General features: G+C 38.6%; 17 protein-coding genes. 15 read left to right on the plus strand and 2 right to left on the minus strand.

From position 1 onward, the window contains the following. The first annotated feature begins 1 nt into the window (after position 1). On the plus strand, positions 2 to 1,822 hold the full coding sequence (locus ACSU6B_RS18820) for an ABC transporter ATP-binding protein (RefSeq protein WP_410887604.1): 1,821 nt from the start codon (positions 2 to 4) through the stop codon (positions 1,820 to 1,822). Between the two features lie 324 nt (positions 1,823 to 2,146). Here ACSU6B_RS18820 and ACSU6B_RS18825 read toward each other — a convergent pair whose 3' ends face one another. Next, complete coding sequence (locus tag ACSU6B_RS18825; protein WP_410887606.1) at positions 2,147 to 2,929, minus strand: LysM peptidoglycan-binding and 3D domain-containing protein; 783 nt, start codon at positions 2,927 to 2,929, stop codon at positions 2,147 to 2,149. A gap of 427 nt (positions 2,930 to 3,356) precedes the next feature. Here ACSU6B_RS18825 and ACSU6B_RS18830 point away from each other — a divergent pair, with 427 nt between their 5' ends. The 14 genes from ACSU6B_RS18830 (at position 3,357) to ACSU6B_RS18895 (ending at position 19,362) form a co-directional block, all read left to right on the plus strand. Beyond that, positions 3,357 to 3,530 carry a hypothetical protein gene (locus ACSU6B_RS18830; protein WP_168241086.1) on the plus strand — a complete coding sequence of 58 codons (174 nt, stop codon included), beginning with the start codon at positions 3,357 to 3,359 and terminating at the stop codon, positions 3,528 to 3,530. Between the two features lie 1,029 nt (positions 3,531 to 4,559). After that, positions 4,560 to 4,742, plus strand: a complete 183-nt coding sequence (locus ACSU6B_RS18835; RefSeq protein ID WP_410887608.1) for a hypothetical protein — start codon at positions 4,560 to 4,562, stop codon at positions 4,740 to 4,742. Between the two features lie 170 nt (positions 4,743 to 4,912). Further along, the gene (locus ACSU6B_RS18840; protein WP_410887610.1) at positions 4,913 to 7,300 is read left to right on the plus strand and encodes a SpoIID/LytB domain-containing protein; all 2,388 of its coding nucleotides are present in this window, start codon (positions 4,913 to 4,915) and stop codon (positions 7,298 to 7,300) included. 582 nt (positions 7,301 to 7,882) lie between these two features. Next, positions 7,883 to 9,451, plus strand: coding sequence for a glutathione ABC transporter substrate-binding protein (locus ACSU6B_RS18845; RefSeq protein WP_410887612.1), 1,569 nt, complete (start codon positions 7,883 to 7,885; stop codon positions 9,449 to 9,451). Between the two features lie 152 nt (positions 9,452 to 9,603). Continuing rightward, complete coding sequence (gene nikB, locus ACSU6B_RS18850; protein WP_410887614.1) at positions 9,604 to 10,527, plus strand: nickel ABC transporter permease; 924 nt, start codon at positions 9,604 to 9,606, stop codon at positions 10,525 to 10,527. A gap of 12 nt (positions 10,528 to 10,539) precedes the next feature. Beyond that, positions 10,540 to 11,436, plus strand: coding sequence for an ABC transporter permease (locus ACSU6B_RS18855; RefSeq protein ID WP_410887616.1), 897 nt, complete (start codon positions 10,540 to 10,542; stop codon positions 11,434 to 11,436). Positions 11,437 to 11,450: 14 nt separating this feature from the next. Beyond that, entirely contained in the window at positions 11,451 to 12,440 is a 990-nt protein-coding gene (locus tag ACSU6B_RS18860) for an ABC transporter ATP-binding protein (protein WP_410887618.1), read from the plus strand. Beyond that, entirely contained in the window at positions 12,433 to 13,401 is a 969-nt protein-coding gene (locus ACSU6B_RS18865) for an ABC transporter ATP-binding protein (RefSeq protein ID WP_410887620.1), read from the plus strand. Before ACSU6B_RS18860 ends, ACSU6B_RS18865 begins: the two co-directional genes overlap by 8 nt. 31 nt (positions 13,402 to 13,432) lie before the next feature. Then, positions 13,433 to 14,308, plus strand: coding sequence for a sugar phosphate isomerase/epimerase family protein (locus tag ACSU6B_RS18870; protein WP_410887622.1), 876 nt, complete (start codon positions 13,433 to 13,435; stop codon positions 14,306 to 14,308). Between the two features lie 22 nt (positions 14,309 to 14,330). After that, positions 14,331 to 15,389, plus strand: coding sequence for a Gfo/Idh/MocA family protein (locus ACSU6B_RS18875; RefSeq protein WP_410887624.1), 1,059 nt, complete (start codon positions 14,331 to 14,333; stop codon positions 15,387 to 15,389). 3 nt (positions 15,390 to 15,392) lie between these two features. Further along, positions 15,393 to 16,280 (plus strand): sugar phosphate isomerase/epimerase family protein, encoded by an 888-nt coding sequence (locus ACSU6B_RS18880; protein WP_410887626.1) that lies wholly within the window; start codon positions 15,393 to 15,395, stop codon positions 16,278 to 16,280. A 143-nt stretch (positions 16,281 to 16,423) separates the two neighbouring features. Beyond that, positions 16,424 to 17,578, plus strand: coding sequence for an ROK family transcriptional regulator (locus ACSU6B_RS18885; RefSeq protein ID WP_410887628.1), 1,155 nt, complete (start codon positions 16,424 to 16,426; stop codon positions 17,576 to 17,578). A gap of 28 nt (positions 17,579 to 17,606) precedes the next feature. Continuing rightward, on the plus strand, positions 17,607 to 18,644 hold the full coding sequence (locus ACSU6B_RS18890) for an asparaginase (protein ID WP_410887630.1): 1,038 nt from the start codon (positions 17,607 to 17,609) through the stop codon (positions 18,642 to 18,644). Positions 18,645 to 18,693: 49 nt separating this feature from the next. Further along, a complete protein-coding gene (locus ACSU6B_RS18895; RefSeq protein ID WP_410887632.1) occupies positions 18,694 to 19,362 on the plus strand; it encodes a copper homeostasis protein CutC in 669 nt (222 codons plus the stop codon). Positions 19,363 to 19,501: 139 nt separating this feature from the next. On the opposite strand, the gene ACSU6B_RS18900 is transcribed toward ACSU6B_RS18895, so the two are convergent. Then, positions 19,502 to 20,446, minus strand: a complete 945-nt coding sequence (locus ACSU6B_RS18900; RefSeq protein ID WP_410887635.1) for an LCP family protein — start codon at positions 20,444 to 20,446, stop codon at positions 19,502 to 19,504. Between the last annotated feature and the right edge of the window lie 1,079 nt (positions 20,447 to 21,525).

The raw sequence follows: 21,525 nt of genomic DNA on the forward strand, positions 1-21,525 counted from the left end.
CATGGAGGAAAAACGAAAGAAACAACTAATCCTCGAGCGGTTTCATTACTCTCAGGATGAAGTGATTGATAAATCGTTTAACTGGAATCAGATGTGGCGCTTGCTGCAATACTTAAAGCCCTATACGAAAAATTTACTGCCCCTTTCATTTATGGCTGTGATCATTTCAACATCCATCCGTTTAATCATACCGATTTTAATTGGCGTCTATACACTTGACAAGGCGCTTGTTGAAAAAGATACAACCTTATTACTCCAGCTGATTTTCATCATTTCAGGGCTATATGTTTTATCCTATTTTGTCAATTTGCTAAGAATCCGTTGGATGAACAAGCTTGGGCAAAATGTCATTTATGATTTGCGGAAGCATTTGTTTACACATGTGCAGTCCCTATCGCACAGGTTCTTCGACCAGCGTTCGGGCGGGTCGATTCTTGTACGGATTATGAATGATATTAATTCATTGCAGGAGTTGTTTACAAGTGGTGTTATTAATCTATTAACCGATTTTCTCCTATTGCTTGCGACGATTATTATCTTATTTTCTTTGAATGCAAAATTAACGGTTGCGATTATGGTGATTTTGCCGATTATGTTTTTCATCTCCACCAGCCTGCGAAAAAAAATCCGGCTGCAGTGGCAATCGGTTCGGCTCGTCCAGTCGAAGCTTAATTCCCATTTAAATGAAAGTATTCAAGGAATTCGCGTCACACAGGCCTTTACCCAAGAAAAAGAAAACATTCAATTTTTTAAGGGAGTCAACCAGGAAAACTTTGAAACTTGGAAACAAGCTGTCCATAAAAATGCCATGTTTGGACCGTTTGTCGAGATCACCAATGCTATCGGGACGGCCATTCTCATCTGGTACGGGGCTTTTCTTGTCGCGGGCGGTGAAAGTACAATCGGGGAGTTTGTATCCTTTGCCTTTTACTTAGGGATGTTCTGGGAGCCGATTTCACGTCTTGGTCAGCTGTATAATCAGCTGCTGATCGGGATGGCGTCTTCGGAGCGGATTTTTGAGTTTTTAGATGAAAGGCCGATTGTGGCGGAGGCTTCAAACCCGTTGGTTCTCCCTTCTATTAAAGGGCAGATTGATTTTGAGGATGTGGAGTTTTCCTATGATGCCTCACGGAGGGCGTTAAACGGTATTTCTTTTTCCATAAAATCGGGGGAGACGGTCGCGCTTGTGGGACATACGGGCTCCGGGAAAACGACAATTGCCAACTTGATCAGCCGCTTTTATGATGCTACCTCAGGTGTTGTAAAAATCGATGACCATCCCATTCACGAATTGTCGATTGCCAGCCTTCGTTCGCAAATTGGTGTGGTTCTGCAGGAAACGTTTATCTTTTCAGGAACGATTTTGGAAAATATTCGTTTTGGAAATCCGAAAGCAAGTGACGAGGATGTGATCGCTGCAGCGAAGGTAGTAGGAGCCGATTCGTTTATTAACCAGCTTGCCAATGGCTACCAAACGGAGGTGGAAGAGCGGGGCAATATCTTGTCTGTGGGTGAGCGCCAGCTACTTTCTTTCGCCAGAGCCCTTCTCGCTAGGCCGAAAATTCTCATTTTGGATGAAGCCACCGCAAGTATTGACACGGAAACAGAGGTCAAGATTCAAAAGGCATTAAGAACGTTATTAAAAGGAAGAACAGCGATTATGATTGCGCACAGGTTATCGACGATCAGGGAAGCCGACAAAATCTTGGTGCTTGATCATGGAAAAATTCTTGAGCAGGGAAACCATGACACTCTGATGGCTAAACAAGGAGTTTATTATGAATTAGTGAAAGCCCAATACAAAATGCTTGATGTGGTGTGATGGCTGACACCAAATTATGGACCTAGGCAAACGAAGCATTTATAACGCTCCAAAAGCAATAAAGCAATATAAAGGTAAGACATTAGAAAGTATTAAAACAGAATTAGAAGGTAAGTAATAATAAAACCGGCGACGATTCGTTATGACGTTGCCGGTTTTTTATATTTCATGTCGAGTGTTTTCATATTATTTGGCTAAATCACAAAATATGGTAATGAATCAACAAAGGTAATATAAAAACACTGCAACCCCTTGATAAATAAAGGGAGTTGCAGTGTTTTTTACGTAAATAGAGATCTTCAGGATTGTCTGGTTTTTGGCATGTTAGTTTAATATTGTTACCTTTAATTGTTTTACTCCAAAGTTGATCGCATCTTGATTAGAAGGAATAAAGATATCAATTCGATTTCCTTTAATGGCTCCGCCAGTATCTCCAGCGATTGCATTTCCATAGCCTTCTACATAAACTTTACTTCCAAGCGGAATAACAGATGGGTCAACTGCGATGACCTTTGCATTTGGGTTTGCTTTAAGGTTAATACCAGTAGCGGTAGTACCGGAACATCCCTCACATGAAGCCGTATAGGCTGTAGCCTTCACGGTAATTTCCCTTGAACTTGTATTAGTAGTTGATGCAGCTTCTACCACAGGTTCACTTTCCTTTGGTTCCTGCGCTGCAGGCTTTACTGATGCTGTATGTGCAGCAGGTTTCGTTTGTTTTTCTATTACAACCTTAGTATTAGTAGTATTTAAACCTTCATAGATTAATAGATTTAATCCAGGATGGATGAGGTCGGTAGTTAATTGGTTCCATTCTTTAAGTTGCGGAACAGTTACCTGATAATCCATGGCTATGTCCCATAGTGTATCACCTTGCTTAACATCATAATGTTTTTCCGGTGCAATGGTTAGTTCATCTCCAGGGTGAATAAGGTCCGTAGTAAGATGATTCAACTTTTGTATATTTTCTAAAGATGTATTATTTGCGCGTGATAGATCCCAAAGGGTATCCCCTTTTTGTACTGTTACGGTTGCAGCTTGTACATTAGCACTTACAGTTACTGAGAGTACAGCAACTGCTATAATTGAAATAATTTTTTTAAGCATTCTTTTACCCTCCATGTTCTTTGGTTGCTAAGTTTTTATCATCGTAACATAGAATTTTCTGAAACAAAGAACAGGGAGATGTTAAATCCTTTACGTCCGTGGCGTTTATATTACAATAGTATTTCCAATCCCATTTTAATAACTTTCGATATTTTTGCCCCAATACAATCTGCATAAGGATAACATTTCATAATTTTTTCATATTTTCTTCACTGAAAGTCCACACCAAGTGGATAAATTAGATAGGGAAGTGGTAATGCCATTTCTACAATAAAGGAGGAATGTAAATAAAAGAAAAACAGACGGACTGGGAGCAGCAACTGCAAGAAGCAATCAACAAAAAGATCAAAAAGTTTTGTTTTCAGGTTTTATATTGTTAGCCAAGGGGGAAACTAGTAAAGATAACTTGGAAAGGGAGGAATGAAAAATGGATGTTCCATTTACATCAAAGGAAGTCATTACTCAGATCCAGAAGTTACAGAACCAAGGTGATTCTCTACGTAAAAAAGAGGTAAAACAACTTTATCCTGATTTAATGCGGAGTGCTTTGTATTACTACCCAAGTTGGCAGCATGCCATAGAAGAAAGTAAAGTAGGCTAGAATATTTAATTTACATCAAGATTAGAATAATATGAACTCTGTTAACAAAAAAGGTTTCGCTCCCCGCGAAACCTTTTTGTTGTGCTTAAAGTTTCTTTAGCGCAATAAAAATATTTATCAGTATTAATACCTATTTTTAAATTAGAGGTACCACCATAAAACCAACGCAAATACAATAAATGAAAAGTAATAGTTTATTTTTCTAATGATAAGGAAATAATTGGTCATATTTATATATTCTTTAATTGACGCAATTGATTTGAGTTGGGATTAATAGGAGTGGTACCAATGAGGAAAATAAATAAATTAGCAGACTTATGTTGGGAGGGATTAACTTTAAAACACGTTTCTCACAAAGAGATTGTTATTCCTTATGTACTCTTTTTTATTATTACATTAATTTTTGAGCTGTTTTTATCTTTTTTGTTGATCGTATCTTTTTTTCTATTCAGTAAATATGGATATAAACCTAATATTCAATACTATCTGAGCGCTGTAATTTTGATTTTAATGTTAATCATTACAGTTCAATTGCTAATTACAACAATGAAGGTAGATAAAACCGTTTCGAAATGATGATACTTTAGATTGTTCGAAAAATTTATTCAAACAAATGGCTCGGTTTCGTAAACAAATCGTATAGTTTCGCAAACAAAATATCCTATTTCAGATCCCCACTTGGGTTCCTTTTTCAAAAAGGAATGGTTGGAGACAGCAATCGACATTCTTTTCAGGTATTTTAAGTGATAAATCCAGTCATGACGGGTGCTGAGGCGAATTTTAACCAATCGTTTGTGTAAAAGGAGAAAAACAAGGTATTTGCCAAAGAAGGCAGTATTTAGACGAAAATGATCATTATTGCTAATCTGGAGGAATAATCTATTAAAATCTTGTCGATCACCGACAATTATTTTACCTAAATCAAGAGGGAAAGCTTTAAACAACGGGATTAATCCTATTTTTACACAATCGTTTGATTAACATGCCAACTTGGAAGAACCCGTCGATGATTGTAGAAAGCCATTTTTATTGGCTAGCTTTGTAGTATTTGAGAAGAAAGCAGAGCTTTTCTTCTACAAGAAATTCTCTGGAATTGAGGCTAAAGATCGCGTTTCCAAAGGGTTTGTGGCACTTTCAATCAAACGTTTAATTAGGAAGAATGTAATCGTCATTTGTCGAAGATGGAAGGTTCTGATTGGTGGAAAATGGTAGAATGAAAGTGTTAGCTGAAATGAAAACGATGATGCTTGATGTATTTGCTAGTTCTTAAAACATTAGATAGGGATCCCAAAAAAGGGATTCCTATTTTTTAGGACAAATGAGGAAATATGGTAGAAAAAGAAGTATTATTAAGATATGAAACAAAGAGAGAGGATTTTCTTATGAAAAAACTATTAATCTACTTAATTGTATTCGTTATCTGCTTGGGGATAGTTCCAAGTTATAAAAAGGCAGAAACGATTGCGACAGAACCACAGGTTCAAGTAAAGTTAAGAAATTTATTAGGTAATCAGTCAAGTATTTCATTAAACATAGTGGGCAGCTACTACTTAAACGGCGATTCCGCGAATCTATTAACTAGTGAGCGAGGTTATTCAGTGAAGGTAGAGAATGAAACACTTGGATTATATGATGGAACGATTGAATTAGCCTCCGGGAGTGAATTATCAATCACACCGGTTAAAAGTAATGATCATGCCGTCATCAATAATCGTGAATACGCTGGCAGTTTTCTTTTTACGGTTGAAGATAAACAATATGTCAGGCCGATTAACACTATTAATCTTGAAGATTATGTAAAGAGTGTTGTCCCGGATGAAATGCCTGCGCTTTGGCCGATGGAAGCCCTAAAGGCACAGGCGGTTTCAGCCCGAACCTATGCGTATTTTCGTTTGAACCAGGTGATCAATGATACTACCGCTTTTCAGGTATATGGAGGCGTGACAAGCTTACATCCTAGATCATCTGAGGCAGTTGACGCGACAGAAGGTGAAATCTTAACCTACGGTGGGAATGTCATTAATGCTGTTTTCTCTGCCTCTAACGGTGGAAAGACGGAAAAACTATTTAATGTCTGGTACCCAGAATCCCTTCCGTATTTTAAGGTTCAAACCGACGAGTATGATACAACCTTTACTTGGGATGCTACCTTGCATAAACAGCAAATGGATGTCACTTCATTGGACCTCAAAAATCCAGGCAGCTGGTGGGATTCTTCCAATGAAATAGATGCCATGTACTCAAACAACATTAAAAAATGGATGATGAAAAATCTATCAGGATTGAGTGGTAAACAAATCAAAATTGTGGCCATCCCAAAGGTTTCCTTTACCAATCCTACCGAAAGCGGTCGATTTACAAAAAGTAATCTATCGCTCGATTTTTTTGTAAAAGACGTTTTCAATTCAAATGGGGAACTTGAACTTCAAACCGCAAGTATCGATAACCAGCTTGCAGACGATATGCGAACAATCATCGGCACAAACGACCCTAAGAAGGTCGGTTCAAGAGACTTGAAGAGCAATTTGTTTTCCATCAACGAAACCAACGATGCTTTTGTGTTTTCAGGCTTTGGGAACGGACATGGTGTTGGTTTAAGTCAATATGGTGCTAATCACCGTGCAGCTGCCGGTATCCTGTACAAGGACATTTTATCTTTCTACTATCCCGGTACTGTTTTAAACAGACAATATACGACCCCACCCATTGTTGATAACATAAAACCAGTCATTTCAGGGGCAACATCGAAGACGATTTATGTGAACACAACGTTTGATCCAAGAGTTGGCGTAACTGCAAGGGATAACTCAGATGGAGATGTGACAAGTGCCATAAAAATTAATGGTTTAGTCAACAGTAAGACTCCCGGCGTATACACGCTGACGTATACTGTTACGGACTCGTCAGGGAATGAAACGACTGTTACACGCCAAATCACTGTAACACTTGCATCACCAGCGAATTTGAAGGCCGTGGCAAGTACTTACAATAGCGTGAACTTATCTTGGTCAGCCGTTAGCGGCGCCTCAGGATATGAGATTTATCGATCGACATCCAGCACGGGGACTTATACAAAAATAGCGTCTACGTCGAGTACGTCATATAGCAGCACATCTCTGAATACGGGGACGGCTTATTATTATAAGGTTAGAGCCTATAAAACTGTAACACCATCAGTCTATAGTGGTTATAGTTCTGTAGTTTCTGCCAAACCAGTCCTTGCGACACCATCTTCAGCCAAGGCAACATCATCGGCTTATAATAGTATCAAAACGAGCTGGACAGCTGTTAGTGGCGCAAGCGGATATGAGGTATATCGGGCAACCTCAAGTACGGGGTCTTATTATTATGCAGGGTCAACCACATCCACAAGTTTTAATAATTCAGGGCTTGTTACAAATACACCATATTACTATAAAATTAGAGCCTACCGCATGGTCGGAAGTACGAAGGTTTATAGTAATTTATCGGCTGTTGTTTTTGCAAAACCTCTACCATCTGTTCCGGCTAACTTCAAAGCAGCTAGAGTAAGTTCGACCAGCTTTAAGCTGACATGGAGTGCTGTAGCAGGCGCCAGTGGTTATGAACTTTACAGAGCTACATCGAGCTCAGGAACCTATACTCTTCTAAAAAGTACCACTTCCTTATATTACACGAACAGTGGTTTAACAAGAGGAAGGACTTATTATTATAAATTAAGAGCCTATAGAATGGTTGGCAAAACCAAGGTGTATAGCGGCTGGACCACGATCATAAGTGTGAAGCCTTAATTAGATTCCAGTGCCTCTCACGCCACGGAATTTGTCGAAGATTGATAGGTTTTTAGATTGTGGAAAATGAAAGAATAAAGACAAGAAACCACCTTAGATCTGCCTGATAGTAGAGGCCAGGTGGTTTCTCTTTTTTCAACACTAAAAGCATCTTTTTGAATAATGAATATACGTAATTAGAACATTTTTAAAATTTAAATTTTTTAGAAAATGTATTGAAAATGTTTCTGACGAAAGATATAATAATCTCAACCTAGCAGTGAAGCTTTAAAATATCTATTTAGTAATAACGTTACATAAAAGGAAATTTAATAGGTTTAAAATTTTTTATCATATTAATTTCACCACTGGAGAAATTAATTATAAAATAAGTAAAAAAAGCAAGATTGGCAGTGAATTTTATGCTAATTACAAACATCGTGAAAAAAACTATTCACTCGGATTAAAGATTAATTCTATCCATTGTTCTGTACTACCAAGAAGAAGATAGAAGGAATCAAAATCATATTCTATCAAGGGTATAGCTGAGAATATCACAACAAGACCGAAATACCTGGAAAAATAATCAAAGGGGGAAATCAATTGAGAAAGGCACATTTTTGGAAAATGCTGCTGGTAGTTGTAATCTCGGCAGTGTTGGTTGTTGGGTGTTCTAGTAAAGAAAGTAGCGGAGAAAAGAAAGAAGGCAGCAAAAAAGAAGACAAAGAAATGGTGATCGCAGTAAATGAAAATTTTATTTCAATGGATCCGCATAATACAGGTGATACCAATTCTAATTCCGTACAATCAGCTATGCTCGAAGGTCTTTTAGGATTTGATGCAGATGGAAAAATTACCCCAAAATTAGCTGAAGCGTATAGTGTCAGTGACAATGCGTTGGAATACACGTTTAAATTACGAAAAGGTGTAAAGTTCCACGATGGGGAACAATTTAATGCAGCGGCAGTAAAAGCGAACTTTGAACGAATCATGAAGGACGATAGCCTGCGTTTAAATAGCCGTGGGTTTAACCTTATCACAAACATCCAGACTATCAATGATTATGAAATAAAAATTACTCTAAAAGATCCTTATGCTGGGATGTTAACACGATTTGTATCCGCAAAGATTCTTAGCCCTAAGCTGCTGGCTGAGGGAAAAGATAAAATCGGTAAAAATCCAGTCGGTACAGGACCATTTAAGTTTGTGGAATGGGTTCAGGGAGACCATTTAACAGTAGAACGATTTGATGGTTATTGGGAAAAAGCCGACCGTGTCAAGAAAATCACTTATAAGCCAGTTCCGGAAAACGGTTCACGGGTAGCCATGTTAAAAACAGGGGAAGCTCAAGTAATCTATCCGTTACCAAGTCAAAACTTAAAAGAATTAGAGAGCAATGATGCTGTTAAAGTCGAAAAAATCCCTTCTACCATTGCTCGTTATGTATCGATTAATACCATGAAAAAACCGTTTAATGATCCTCGTGTCCGCCAAGCATTAAACTATGCGGTAGATAAGGATGCTTTTATTAATGTAGTGAACGCAGGATTGGGATTGCCATTAGACTCGATTATTCCTAGTAAAACACTTTATTACACAAAACAGGAAGAATATAAACAAAATATTGAAAAAGCAAAACAGTTGCTAAAAGACGCAGGGTATAAAAAGGGCTTTAAAGCAGAAATTTGGGGGAATACCAATTCCGATACGATGAAAGGGATGCAGTTTATCCAGCAGCAATTAAAAGCGATTGGTGTAGATTTACAAATTAAATCAATGGAAGAAGGTACCCTATCAGACGAAATTTTCAGAGCACAAAAACCTGAGGATGCAAAGCTGCAGATGTGGTACGTAAGTTGGTCAGCATACCCATCCGATACCACTAATGCAACGAAACCGCTATTTTATGGCGGCTCCTTCCCTCCGGATGGTGCTAATACTGCTTATTATAAAAATGACCAAATAGACAAATGGATTGAGGAAGTGAATAAAACGGGAGATACCACGAAACTGGCAGAAATCTATAGTAATATTCAATCGACCATCTATAAAGATGCTCCATGGATTTTCCTAGGTGTGGATGAAATTCTAGATGGTAAGAGAGCAAATGTTGAAGGTGTGAACATTACGCCAGATGGTGGAATTGACGTTACTAATGCAAATATTAAGTAGAAATTTCTCGTAATTAAAGAGGCGGAGGGTTGGTTCCCGAAGCTTCTTTCCTTCTTTTTTAGGGCCATCAAGAACAAATAACCTTCGGAAGAAAAGCCTTTTCCAGCAGGGAGATTTGACTATTGGATTTTGTTAGAAAGGGGTAATCAATTATGCTCCAATATATTGTTAAAAGAATTCTTGAAATGATTCCAATCCTATTTATCGTTTCGATATTAATCTTCCTTTTTACCCACTTAATTCCGGGAGACCCTGCTCGTTTAGTTGCAGGAAAAGATGCCACATTAGAAGAGGTAACCAAGATTCAAGCAGAACTTGGACTCAATCAACCCATATGGGAGCAATATGTTACCTATATGAGTCATTTATTTCAAGGTAATTTAGGAACATCTCTAAATACAAAACTACCCGTATCTGATATGTTTGTCGACCGTTTTATGCCGTCTATTTTTTTAACATTAGCGAGCATGGTATGGGCTTTAGTAATCGGTTTATTGATTGGAACGTTTTCAGCTGTTTTTAAAAATAAATGGCCGGATTATCTAGGGATGGTTGCGGCAGTTTCTGGAATCTCGTTACCAGGTTTTTGGTTAGGATTAATCCTCATTCAAATTTTCTCCGTACAGCTGGGATGGTTTCCAACAGGCGGCGCAGAAGGATGGAAAAGCTATATTTTACCTTCATTAACGCTAGGCGCAGGGATTATGTCGATGCTTGCTCGTTTTACGAGGTCCTCATTACTCGAAACGCTCAAAGCTGATTTTATCCGAACGGGACGTGCGAAGGGGCTAAAGGAGTCTGTTGTGATTCCCAAACATGCGCTCAGAAACTCGTTAATTCCGGTTGTTACCATTGCAGGGCTGCAGTTTGGATTTTTATTAGGTGGATCTGTAGTGGTAGAAACGGTTTTTAGTTTTCCAGGAATGGGTCGTTTATTAATTGATTCTATTGCCTTTAGGGATTATCCCGTCATTCAGGCAGAATTATTATTATTCTCTGTTGAATTTATTCTCGTCAATTTAATTGTTGATATTTTATACAGTTATCTCAATCCTAAAATTCGATACGCAGCTTAAAGGAGGGCAGTTATGGAAATATCGAAAGCAGTCAATCAGACTAATACTAGAATCATAGAAAAAAAGTATTCACCTCTTAAAGATTTTTGGAAGAATTGGAAAAGACAAAAGACCGCGTTCTGGGCAAGCCTATTTATTCTCTTGTTAATTATCATAGCTGCTATTGGACCTTACATGGCACCCTATGATCCTTATAAACCTGACTATAATGTCATGCTGCAAGGCCCTAGCAAGGAACACATAGCTGGAACGGATGAATATGGCCGGGACATTTTTAGCCGATTGCTGGCAGGTGCAAGAATTTCGTTGACGGTTAGTTTTCTTTCTGTATTTTTGGGAGCCATCGGAGGAACTCTTTTAGGACTTATCAGTGGATATTTTGGCGGCTGGTTAGATCGCCTTATCATGCGATCAAGTGATGTCATGTTTGCTTTTCCGGATATCTTATTAGCTATTGCCATTGTTGCTATCCTAGGGCCTGGCTTAAACAATGTGGTGATAGCGGTAGCCATTTTTAGTGTCCCATCCTTTGCAAGACTTGTAAGAGGAGCAACGCTTGAGGCAAAAGAAACGGTCTTTGTAGAGGCAGCCAAATCAATGGGAGCCTCCCATTTTAGGATAATGTTTCAGCATATACTTCCTGAAACCCTTGGTAGTTTAATCGTATTTATTTCGATGAGAATCGGAACAGCGATTTTGGCTGCATCTAGTTTAAGCTTCCTTGGTTTAGGTGCAAGCCCGGAGACGCCGGATTGGGGAGCGATGCTGAGTCTTGGGCGTGATTATTTAGGTACCTCCACACATGTAGTCATGATGCCCGGTATTGCCATCTTTTTAACTGTTTTGGCTTTCAACTTAGTTGGAGATGGTTTACGTGATGTGCTGGACCCTAAAACAAAGAATGAATAAGGAGTTTGAAGAGGATGGAGAAGCTTCTGCAAGTTGAAAATCTTGAAACCGAATTCACCAAGGATAAGCAAAAAATCAAAATCTTACACGGTGTTAACTTCGACATTCATAAGGGGGAGGTTCTCGGTCTTGTCGGTGAATCCGGGAGTGGAAAAAGCTTAACATCACTATCAGTCATGAAACTATTTAAAGGGACAAGTGGAGAAATAACGAGCGGCAGAATTCAATTTAATAATCAGGATCTAACGGAAAAATCAGAAAGTGAAATGAGGAAGATTCGCGGAAAACAAATCGCGATGATTTTTCAAGAACCAATGACTTCATTAAATCCTGTGATGAAAATTGGGGAACAGCTGCTAGAGCCCATTCGCCTTCATTTAGGATTAGGAGAGAAAAAGGCGAGGGAACATGCGGTTTCTATTTTAAAAAAGGTAGGCATCCCGAGATCGGAAGACATCATGAATGAGTTTCCACATCAATTATCTGGCGGTATGCGGCAAAGAATCATGATTGCGATGGCGATTTCTTGTCATCCTCAGCTGTTAATTGCTGATGAGCCGACAACCGCACTTGACGTTACCATCCAAGCTCAAATACTTGATTTAATGAAACAGCTGCAAGAGAAAGAAAAAATGTCTGTTTTATTGATTACCCATGATTTAGGTGTTGTAGCAGAGATGTGCGACCGGGTTGTTGTTATGTATGCGGGAAGAGTGGTTGAAGAGGCAGATGTATTCGAACTATTTGAAAGTCCAAAACATCCTTACACGAAAGGACTCATAGGCTCGATACCTAAGCTAGGGCAGAAAAAGGAAAAACTGGATTCTATTAAAGGAAATGTCCCGGATCCAAGTAATTTGCCAAAGGGATGTAAATTCGCCCCAAGATGCGATGATGTGATGCCTCTCTGTAATATCGAAGAGCCTCCAGAAATGAAATTGGAAAATGGAAGGTCCTGCAGCTGTTGGTTATACAAAGAGGGGAGGAGGGAAATCGGTGTCTAATACTCTTTTAAAAGTAACCGGGCTTAAAAAGTCATTTTCTATTCCTGCCGGTATGTTTGGAAAAAAGAATACGTTAAAAGCTGTCCACGATGTGTCGTTTATGGTTCCGGAGGGGAAGACGTTTAGTCTTGTTGGTGAAAGCGGCTGTGGGAAATCCACGACAGGGAGACTGATTTCCCGGCTGATTGAACCGAGTGAGGGAGAAATCTGGATTGATGGGGAAGAAATTTCTCAAAGAAAAGAGTCTCAATTAAAAGCAATGAGAAAAAAAGTGCAAATGATTTTCCAGGATCCCTATGCCTCGCTCAATCCTAGAATGAAAGTTAGGGATATTGTAGCAGAACCGCTTGCGATTCATACCAATCTATCTAAGGCAGAACGGTATAAACGGGTTTCTGAAATTTTAGAAATCGTAGGTTTAAGTGAATACCATTCCCATCGATATGCACATGAGTTCAGTGGAGGCCAGCGGCAGCGGATTGGAATCGCAAGGGCACTCATTATGAAACCCAAGTTAATTATTGCGGATGAACCCGTATCGGCCTTAGATGTGTCGATTCAATCCCAAATCCTTAACCTATTGAAGGATTTACAAGCTGAATTCCATTTAACCTATTTATTTATTTCACATGATTTAAGTGTTGTGGAGCACATAAGTGATCATATCGGGGTCATGTACCTAGGAACCATTGTGGAGTCAGGACCGAAAGAGGTTATTTTCTCTAATCCGCAGCACCCTTATACAAAAGCATTATTGTCGTCTATCCCGATTCCTGATCCGCGATTACGGAGAGAAAGAATTATCCTGCAGGGTGATTTGCCGAGCCCAGTTGATCCGCCAACAGGTTGCAGATTTCATACACGTTGTCCTGCTGCTATGGATATTTGTAAGGTAAGGGAACCTTCCGTTAGAGAAGGGGAAACCCCTGATCATTTCGTGGCATGCCATTTAGTAGAATAGTAGATTTTTAAAAAAATGGGAGTGAAGATAAATGAAAGTAGGTTTAAGTACGTATAGTTTAGTTCGAGAGCTAAGGGAAGAAACGATGACGGTATTAGATGTTATTCAATGGATTGCTGATCATGGCGGAGAACATATGGAAATTGTCCCTTATGGTTTCTCAGTTGTAGACAATCCTGAATTGGCCGATCAAATTAACGAAAAAGCGGCATCCTTAGGGATTGAACTGTCGGCCTATTCATTGCCTGCAAACTTTGTCCAAGAGACTGAAGAAGCTTTTCATGAAGAAGTGGAGCGTCTAAAAGCACATGTGGACATTGTCAATCGTTTAGGGATAAAGATTATGCGTCATGATGTAACGGCCTTTACTTTACTGCCCGAAGAAATGACGATTCATTACTTTGAAAAGCATTTTTCGAAATTCGTAAAAGGCAGTCAACTGGTGGCTGATTATGCAGCCCAGTTCGGCATTACCACCACTATTGAAAATCATGGGTTTAATGTCCAAACGAGCGATCGTGTCCAACGAGTTATTCATGCCGTGAACCGTGAGAATTTTAAAACAACACTTGATGTTGGGAATTTCCTTTGCATTGATGAAGATCCGCTTGTAGGGGTAAAGAAAAATATTAGCTATGCAGCCACTGTTCATTTTAAAGATTTCTATATTCGTCCTTATTATGAAAACCCTGGCGATGGAGTTTGGTTTCGAACGGTCAATGAAAACTATTTGCGGGGGGCCATTGTCGGTCATGGAGATTTAAACATTCGTGAAATTATGAAACTTGTTAAAAACTCAGGATATGATGGCTATTTAACGGTAGAGTTTGAGGGAATGGAAGATTGTAAAATCGGTTCGAAAATTGGGATGGATAATGTAAGAAGATTATGGAATGAAGTTCAGTAATCGATAGAAGGGATGGATACATTTGGAGCTTTTACGGGTTTGTGTGATCGGGACTGGTTCGATTTCTGATATGCATTTAGCCTCTTATACGAACAATCCAAATGCCGTTTTATACGGCGTATATGATTATTCAAAGGAGAGAGCGGAAGAAAAGGCAAAGAAGTATGGAATTGGAATTGTATATGACTCTTTAGAGGAAGTATATCATGATCCTCATATAGATGCGGTCAGTATTTGCACCTGGAATAATAGCCATGCCGAAATTTCCATTAATGCCTTAAAAAGCGGGAAACACGTTTTAGTAGAAAAGCCCCTCTCCATGACGGTAGAAGAAGCGTTAAAGGTGGAGGAAGCGGTCCGTAAATATAATAAAACCTTACAGGTTGGTTTTGTGAGGAGATTCGCTACGAACACAAGAGTATTGAAATCCTTTATTGATCAGGGGAAATTAGGAGAAATTTATTATGCCAAAGCCTCGTGTTTACGCCGTTTAGGGAATCCCGGCGGATGGTTTGCTGATAAAGAACGCTCTGGAGGCGGACCTTTAATAGATCTTGGTGTACATATCATTGATATTTGTTGGTATTTAATGGGGCGCCCCAAAGTGAAATCCATCTCTGGGAACACCTATCGTCAACTTGGAAATCGTGGAAATGTAGAGAATTTAGGTTTTTATAAAGCAGCGGACTATGATAAAGGAAAAAATACAGTGGAAGATTTGGCAAACGCCCTCATTACATTTGAGAACGGTGCTTCCTTGTATGTAGATGTTTCTTATACTTTACACGCACAGAAAGATGAAATACAGGTAAAATTATTTGGGACAAAAGGCGGAGCTGAATTAGAACCAGAGTTAGTTTTAATCAGTGAGGAAAATGACACCATTGTGAATGTTCACCCCCAGATTGATCAACTCACTTTTGATTTCTCAAATGCGTTTCAAAATGAAATTGATTCATTTGTGACATGCTGCTTATTCGATACAAAACCAGTTGCATGTGTTGAAGATGGTGTTGAAATCATGAAAATTTTAGCTGGTATCTATGAAGCCTCAGAAAAGAAATGCGAGGTGACATTTTAATTCATGAATCATGTAAGAGTAACCAACAAAATTGGTGTGATTGTTGATAGTCTTCGCTTGCCGCTTCGGGAAGGATTAAAGGCAGCCAAAGAAATGGGAGCAGATGGTGTTCAAATTTATGCAGTTGAAGGTGAAATGGCGCCGGAAAATTTAAGCTCCACTTCACGTAACGAGTTAAAAAGGTATATCGAGTCAATCGGATTAAAAATCTCGGCACTTTGTGGTGATTTAGGTGGTCATGGGTTCCAAGACCGCCAGCAAAATCGAGCGAAAATCGAAAAATCAAAACGGATTTTGGATCTTGCAGTAGAACTAGGGGCCAGTATCGTAACGACACATATCGGTATAATCCCTGAAGAAAAGGACAGTCCTATGTATGAAGCCATGCAAATGTCTTGTGAGGAATTGGGGGCTTATGCCAAAAGTATGAATTCCTACTTTGCGATTGAAACAGGTCCGGAAACTGCTGCCAGATTAAAATCCTTCTTGGATAGCTTAACGACCAATGGAGTTTCCGTCAATTTTGACCCGGCCAATATGGTGATGGTAACGGGTGATGATCCCGTGGAAGGTGTGAAGCTTCTTAGAGATTATATCGTCCACACCCATGTGAAGGATGGGATCCGGTTAAAACCAGTAGACCCTCGTGATGTCTATGGGGCCCTTGGCTATGGAAGTGGTACGGATCATGAAAAAATTTCCAAAATGGTTGCCTCCGGTGAGTATTTTAGAGAATTACCGCTAGGCAAGGGAGCGGTAGATTTTCCCCGATACTTTGCGGCCTTACAAGAAATCCGTTATAGTGGTTATTTAACTATTGAGCGGGAAGTTAACACGAACCCAGTCAAAGATATCTCTGAGGCGATTGAATATATTAAAACATTCAAATAGGAAGAACTGCACCTGCTAGCAAATCTTATGAGAGAATCTAATTCTCTCAAGGATGTTGCTTTTGAAAAATGATGTTAGTTCTTTCTAAATAGAGAATTACCATGATTTTTTAAAGGAATTTTTCGGAAATGGGATGTAAATAAATGGAAAAACATGATCAACTCTTAATGAAAAAGCAAAACAAAAATTTAGTCCTTGACATTGTCAAAAACCACTCTCCTATTTCAAGAATGGAAATTGCGAAAGTGACTGGAATGAGCCCAACTTCCATTACAAGGATTATTAATGAGTTACAATTACAAGGATTTGTGAGAGAAACGGAATTAGTCACTTCAGGAGTAGGAAGAAAGGCAGCATTACTTGATGTATGTGGTGATGTTCTTTATACAATCGGAGTTGAAATAGATACATTAATGATCAAAATAGGCATCGTCAATTATGTCGGAGAAATTGTAGCATGGCAGAGTATATCCAGAGAAGCAACTGAAGGCTACAATGAAACGCTGGAAAAAGTAAATAGGAATGTGAAGGGCTTAATTGATAAAAATCGGATCCCTACGGAAAGGATTATTGCTATTGGAGTAGGATTACCTGGATCCATAGATTATAAAAATGGAGTCGTTACGGTTTCGGACCAATTAAAATGGAAGAACGTAAACCTGGCGGAAGACCTCCATCAACTTACCCATTTTGCTGTCATTATTGATAATGAGTTAAAAATGAAAATAGAGGCAGAGAATTTTAAGGGAATGGCAAAGGATTCCCAAAATGCCGTTCTAGTTGGTATTGGATCAGGTATCGGTGCCGCTATCATTCTTAATGGAGAAATCTATCGAGGAGAATCCAATAATGCAGGGGAAATTGGTCATACGGTTATTAATCCGACTGGAAATGTCTGCAATTGCGGAAAAATCGGCTGCCTTGCAACCTATATATCCGAAGGGGCTCTTATTGCTGATAGCAGGAAAGTAAAGGAGATTGATTCAATCGATGAAGTATTCGATTCCTACCGCAATGGAGAATCGTGGGCCATCAATATTATGGATCGAACAACGACTTATATAGCTCTAGCGATTAGCAATATATTATGTTTGTACAATCCAGAGGTCATTATTCTAAGCGGAAATACCATCGAAAATCTTCCTGAAATAAAAGGACCCATTGAACAAAAATCTGAGTTATATATTTGGGAACCATTAAAAGAGAAAGTGAAAATTGTATATTCGCAGTTAGGTGATCGAGGGGTTGTGCTTGGTTCGGCGATTCAGGCGCAAAATACCCTGTTGGATTTGGAGTAGCTATTTTTGCTCATGAGAGGAGTATAATATGAATACGGATACGTTAGTGGAAGAAAAGAGAGCTGGATTGCTTGAAAATGTTCATATCGGGATGATTAGTGGTGTAAATGATAAGCTGGGAACCACTTACCATGTTGGGGATCAGGAGCATTACACATTCTATCGGTCTGCAGCAAAGCCAATTCAAGCTATTCCTGTATTTTTATCAAATGTTGTAACTAAATATGGTTTAACGAGGGAAGAAGCTTCTCTGTTTACAGCTTCTCATAGGGGAGAAACCTATCATATTGACGCTCTTGAATCCATGTTAAAAAAATTACCTGTCAATGAAGACGAATTATTTTGTCCTTGTTCTTATCCTCTAAATGTGAAGCCGAGAGAGGAAATGGTAAGAAAAAACAAGGAAAAAAGAAGGATATATCATAACTGCGCTGGGAAACATATGGGTTTTATCACGGTTTGCCGTGAACTTGGATATCCAGTTGAAGGATACTGGGAAGTAGATCACCCACTCCAACAACAACTATTGAATATTCTAGCGACATTTTCTGAAGTACCCATTTCAGATATAAAAATTGGAAAAGACGGTTGCGGAGTCCCTGTTTTTGCGGTTCCATTAAAGAATATGGCCATGACTTATCTAAAATTAGCCTGTCCAGATTTAATTAAGGACCCATTATTGCAAAAAGCAGTTACACAAATGACTAGCATTATGAATGAGCACCCCATTATGATTGCTTCAGAGCAATTTATTTGTTCCGTATTGCTACAGGATCAAAATATCGTGGCAAAAGGCGGAGCACAGGGGGTATATTGCTTTGGCTTGAAAAATGAAAGACTTGGATTTGCCTTAAAAGTGTTAAATGGTTCTGAAGATGTTTGGCCTACAATTGTAGCCGCTATTCTTGAACAAATTGGTTACAAAAATAAAGAAACGATTACTAGATTAAGAGATTTAAAACCATCCATTATTAAGAATGATGCAGGGGATGAAGTTGGGACGGTTAATGAGCGGTTTTTGCTTATCGGAACTCATGAGGAACCTGTAAAAAATCAGGAGATTTAATACGAGTTGATGGTTCCGCAACTTAGTTGAGTATGGTAGGTGGGTGTTTATGCTAAAGGAAGTTTGTGTGGAGAATTTTACAATGGTTCCTGCGGCTATAGCAAGTGGTGCTAGTCGGATTGAGCTTTGTGATAATCTATCAGTTGGAGGCACCACAGTGAGTCACGGGGTAGCTGCCAAAACCATTCAATATTGTCATAACAAAAATATTAAGGTAATGACCATTGTTAGACCCAGGGGTGGAAACTTTATTTATAATAAAGAAGAAATAGAGATAATGCAAAATGATATTGCCCATTTTAAACAGTTGGGGACCGATGGAGTTGTAATTGGCTGTTTAACTGACTCGGGTTGGATTGATGAGGGAGCCATGCTTACTTTGCTAGAATATGCAAAAGGGATGGAAATCACATTTCATATGGCTTTTGACCAGATAAAGCACGACTATCAGTTTGAAGCAATTGATTGGCTAGTGAAACACCATGTGAATCGGATCTTAACTCACGGAGGTCCGAGTTCTTCACCGATCGAAAATAACCTTATCAGGTTGAAGGAATATGTGGATTTTGCGAAAGACAGAATTATTATTCTGCCTGGTGGGGGAATCACTGACAAGAACCTAAATTATATCGCAAGTAAATTAAATATCGATGAAGCTCATGGGACAAAAATAGTAGGGAAGCTAAATTCCAGTGCCTGTGGTCAAGCCCCTAATTAATGGACACCACTAAAAAACAACAAATTTAAGTGCTTTTTGGGAATTTATAATACCAATTAAGGGGTCAGTCCTCCACTACTTTAAAGTAGTGGAGGACTGACCCCTTTTTAGAAATCTCTTTTGACCAACCACGATTGCCTTATTTTCCTCCTAAAAATTTTTTAAGTGCTTCTTTATTTTGATGAAAGTCCACTTCTAATACTTCACCAATCTCTTCATAACGTTTATTTTGAAAACTGCCATCTTCAGGGATTCGAATTGTTTCTATGTCTCCACTTTTCTTAGTCAAAATGTCTTTTCCAATCGTCAAAAGTGTGTAAGTATCAATATTTGTATCGATGTATGTTTTTAGAAGACCTAATAACTTAGGAAGTTTCACCACAATTTGTGGACTTACAGCTTTTTCTTTTAATTTTGAGATCACTTCTTGCTGTCTTTGTACCCGTCCGAAGTCACTTAAACGATCATGACGAAAACGGACATATCCTAACAGCTCTTTACCATGCAGTTGTTGCTTTCCTTTTTCTAACTTCATTCCTATGCCAGAAGACATCTCATATGGTACGTCTACTTCAATTCCATTTGGAACGAGGAGATCGACAGCTTTTTCGAATCCTTTAAAGTCGACTATCGCATAATAATGAATATCTAGCCCGAAATTTTCTTTAATGGTTTCCTTCAGTAATTCTGGACCCCCATATGTATAAGCTGCATTTAATTTTTGTGGGTTATGTCCAGGTATAGAGACATACATATCACGCATTAAGGAAATAAGTTTCACCTGATGAGTGTGTTGATCATAATGTGCAATCATGATCGTATCAGTTCGAGCTTGTTTTTCTCCGCGGGAGTCACTTCCTAATAAAAGAACATTTACTGCATCATTTTTATTTTTCTCCCCTTGAAAGGAATGTTTTGCTTCAACTTTTTTAAGTGGTTGGTTCAGCTCTTCTATAGTTCCTTCTATGTACTGAAATACAGTAAAAAGACCAACCAAAAAGATACCTATGAGAAGAAGGGCTTTAAATACTCTACCCCATCTTACTCTCTTTCTTTTCTTTCTCGTTCGTACCAAACTTTGCACCACCTAGGCTGAATAATAATTAATTTACACGATATTCATATGTATCTATTAGATTATGGACGCTTCTTCAGTTTCCGAAAGGGTTAAACAGAAAAAGAAGGAGTTTCGATCTTTGTAAATAAACCCTTAAAGTAGTCATTATCCCATAGTTACTTTACATCTTTTTGAATATTAGGTTACATTTTTTTGAAAATCGGATTACATAATCGCGTTGCCTGTCACACATCGAATTTTTTCGAAGATTGATAGATTAATAAGTGGAAGGCACCGTCAGTTAGATTGTAAGGAGTATAGGCACAAATACCTGGTTCATAAGCTCACTGAGGTTCCTTTTTAAAAAGAGTCATAGTTGAAGTCATGTCTCGACAAACTTTTCAAGTGTTTGAAGGGATAAAGCCAGGAATGGAGCGTGCTGAGGCTGCTATTAATCAAACGTTTGTGTAGTAGGGAAAAGACGGGCAATTAATAGAATTATGTAAGTTAAATAGAAACCTATCTAATTTTGTGGAATGTTGGGTTATTTCCTGCGAAATACACTTCCAGTTCTCGACAATTTTCATACTTGTTTGGCAGAGAAGGTTCTTATTAATCAGTACTTGTAGCTGTTTTAACCAAACGTTTGAATAGTATAGCCTATATAGAATTTAGTCGAAAGGCTGTCGATTAGTGACAAAAGTGGTTGGGGCGGTTTCTATCTCCAATTTTAATATCATTTTTCAACAATTTATTTATGCCATATTGAGGACCGATTCATATTTATCAAGGAGTGCAGTCATTCTAATCAAACGTTTGATTGAAAGGGAAATTTGAGGGAAATAGGCGGAGTTTGTCATTTCATCGATTGGTGCTGGAGTGTAGATTACCTTCTTCTGCTTGGATATCTTCGAGAACACGGGGACGGTTCTTGTGGTCGCTACTAGCCTAATTAAAAACCATGATAACCTTCTCTGTGGAGTCCTTTGCTTTATTGATTCTTATCGGTCGGTGCAATTAGGTATGAGAGGTACGGTCTATCATCGGGATGATATTACCTCTATGTTATTAAAATTACTATTTTATCTAATTGATTTTAGGCATTA

This window comes from Neobacillus sp. C211 (assembly GCF_051842875.1).
Classification (GTDB): Bacteria; Bacillota; Bacilli; order Bacillales; family Cytobacillaceae; genus Neobacillus.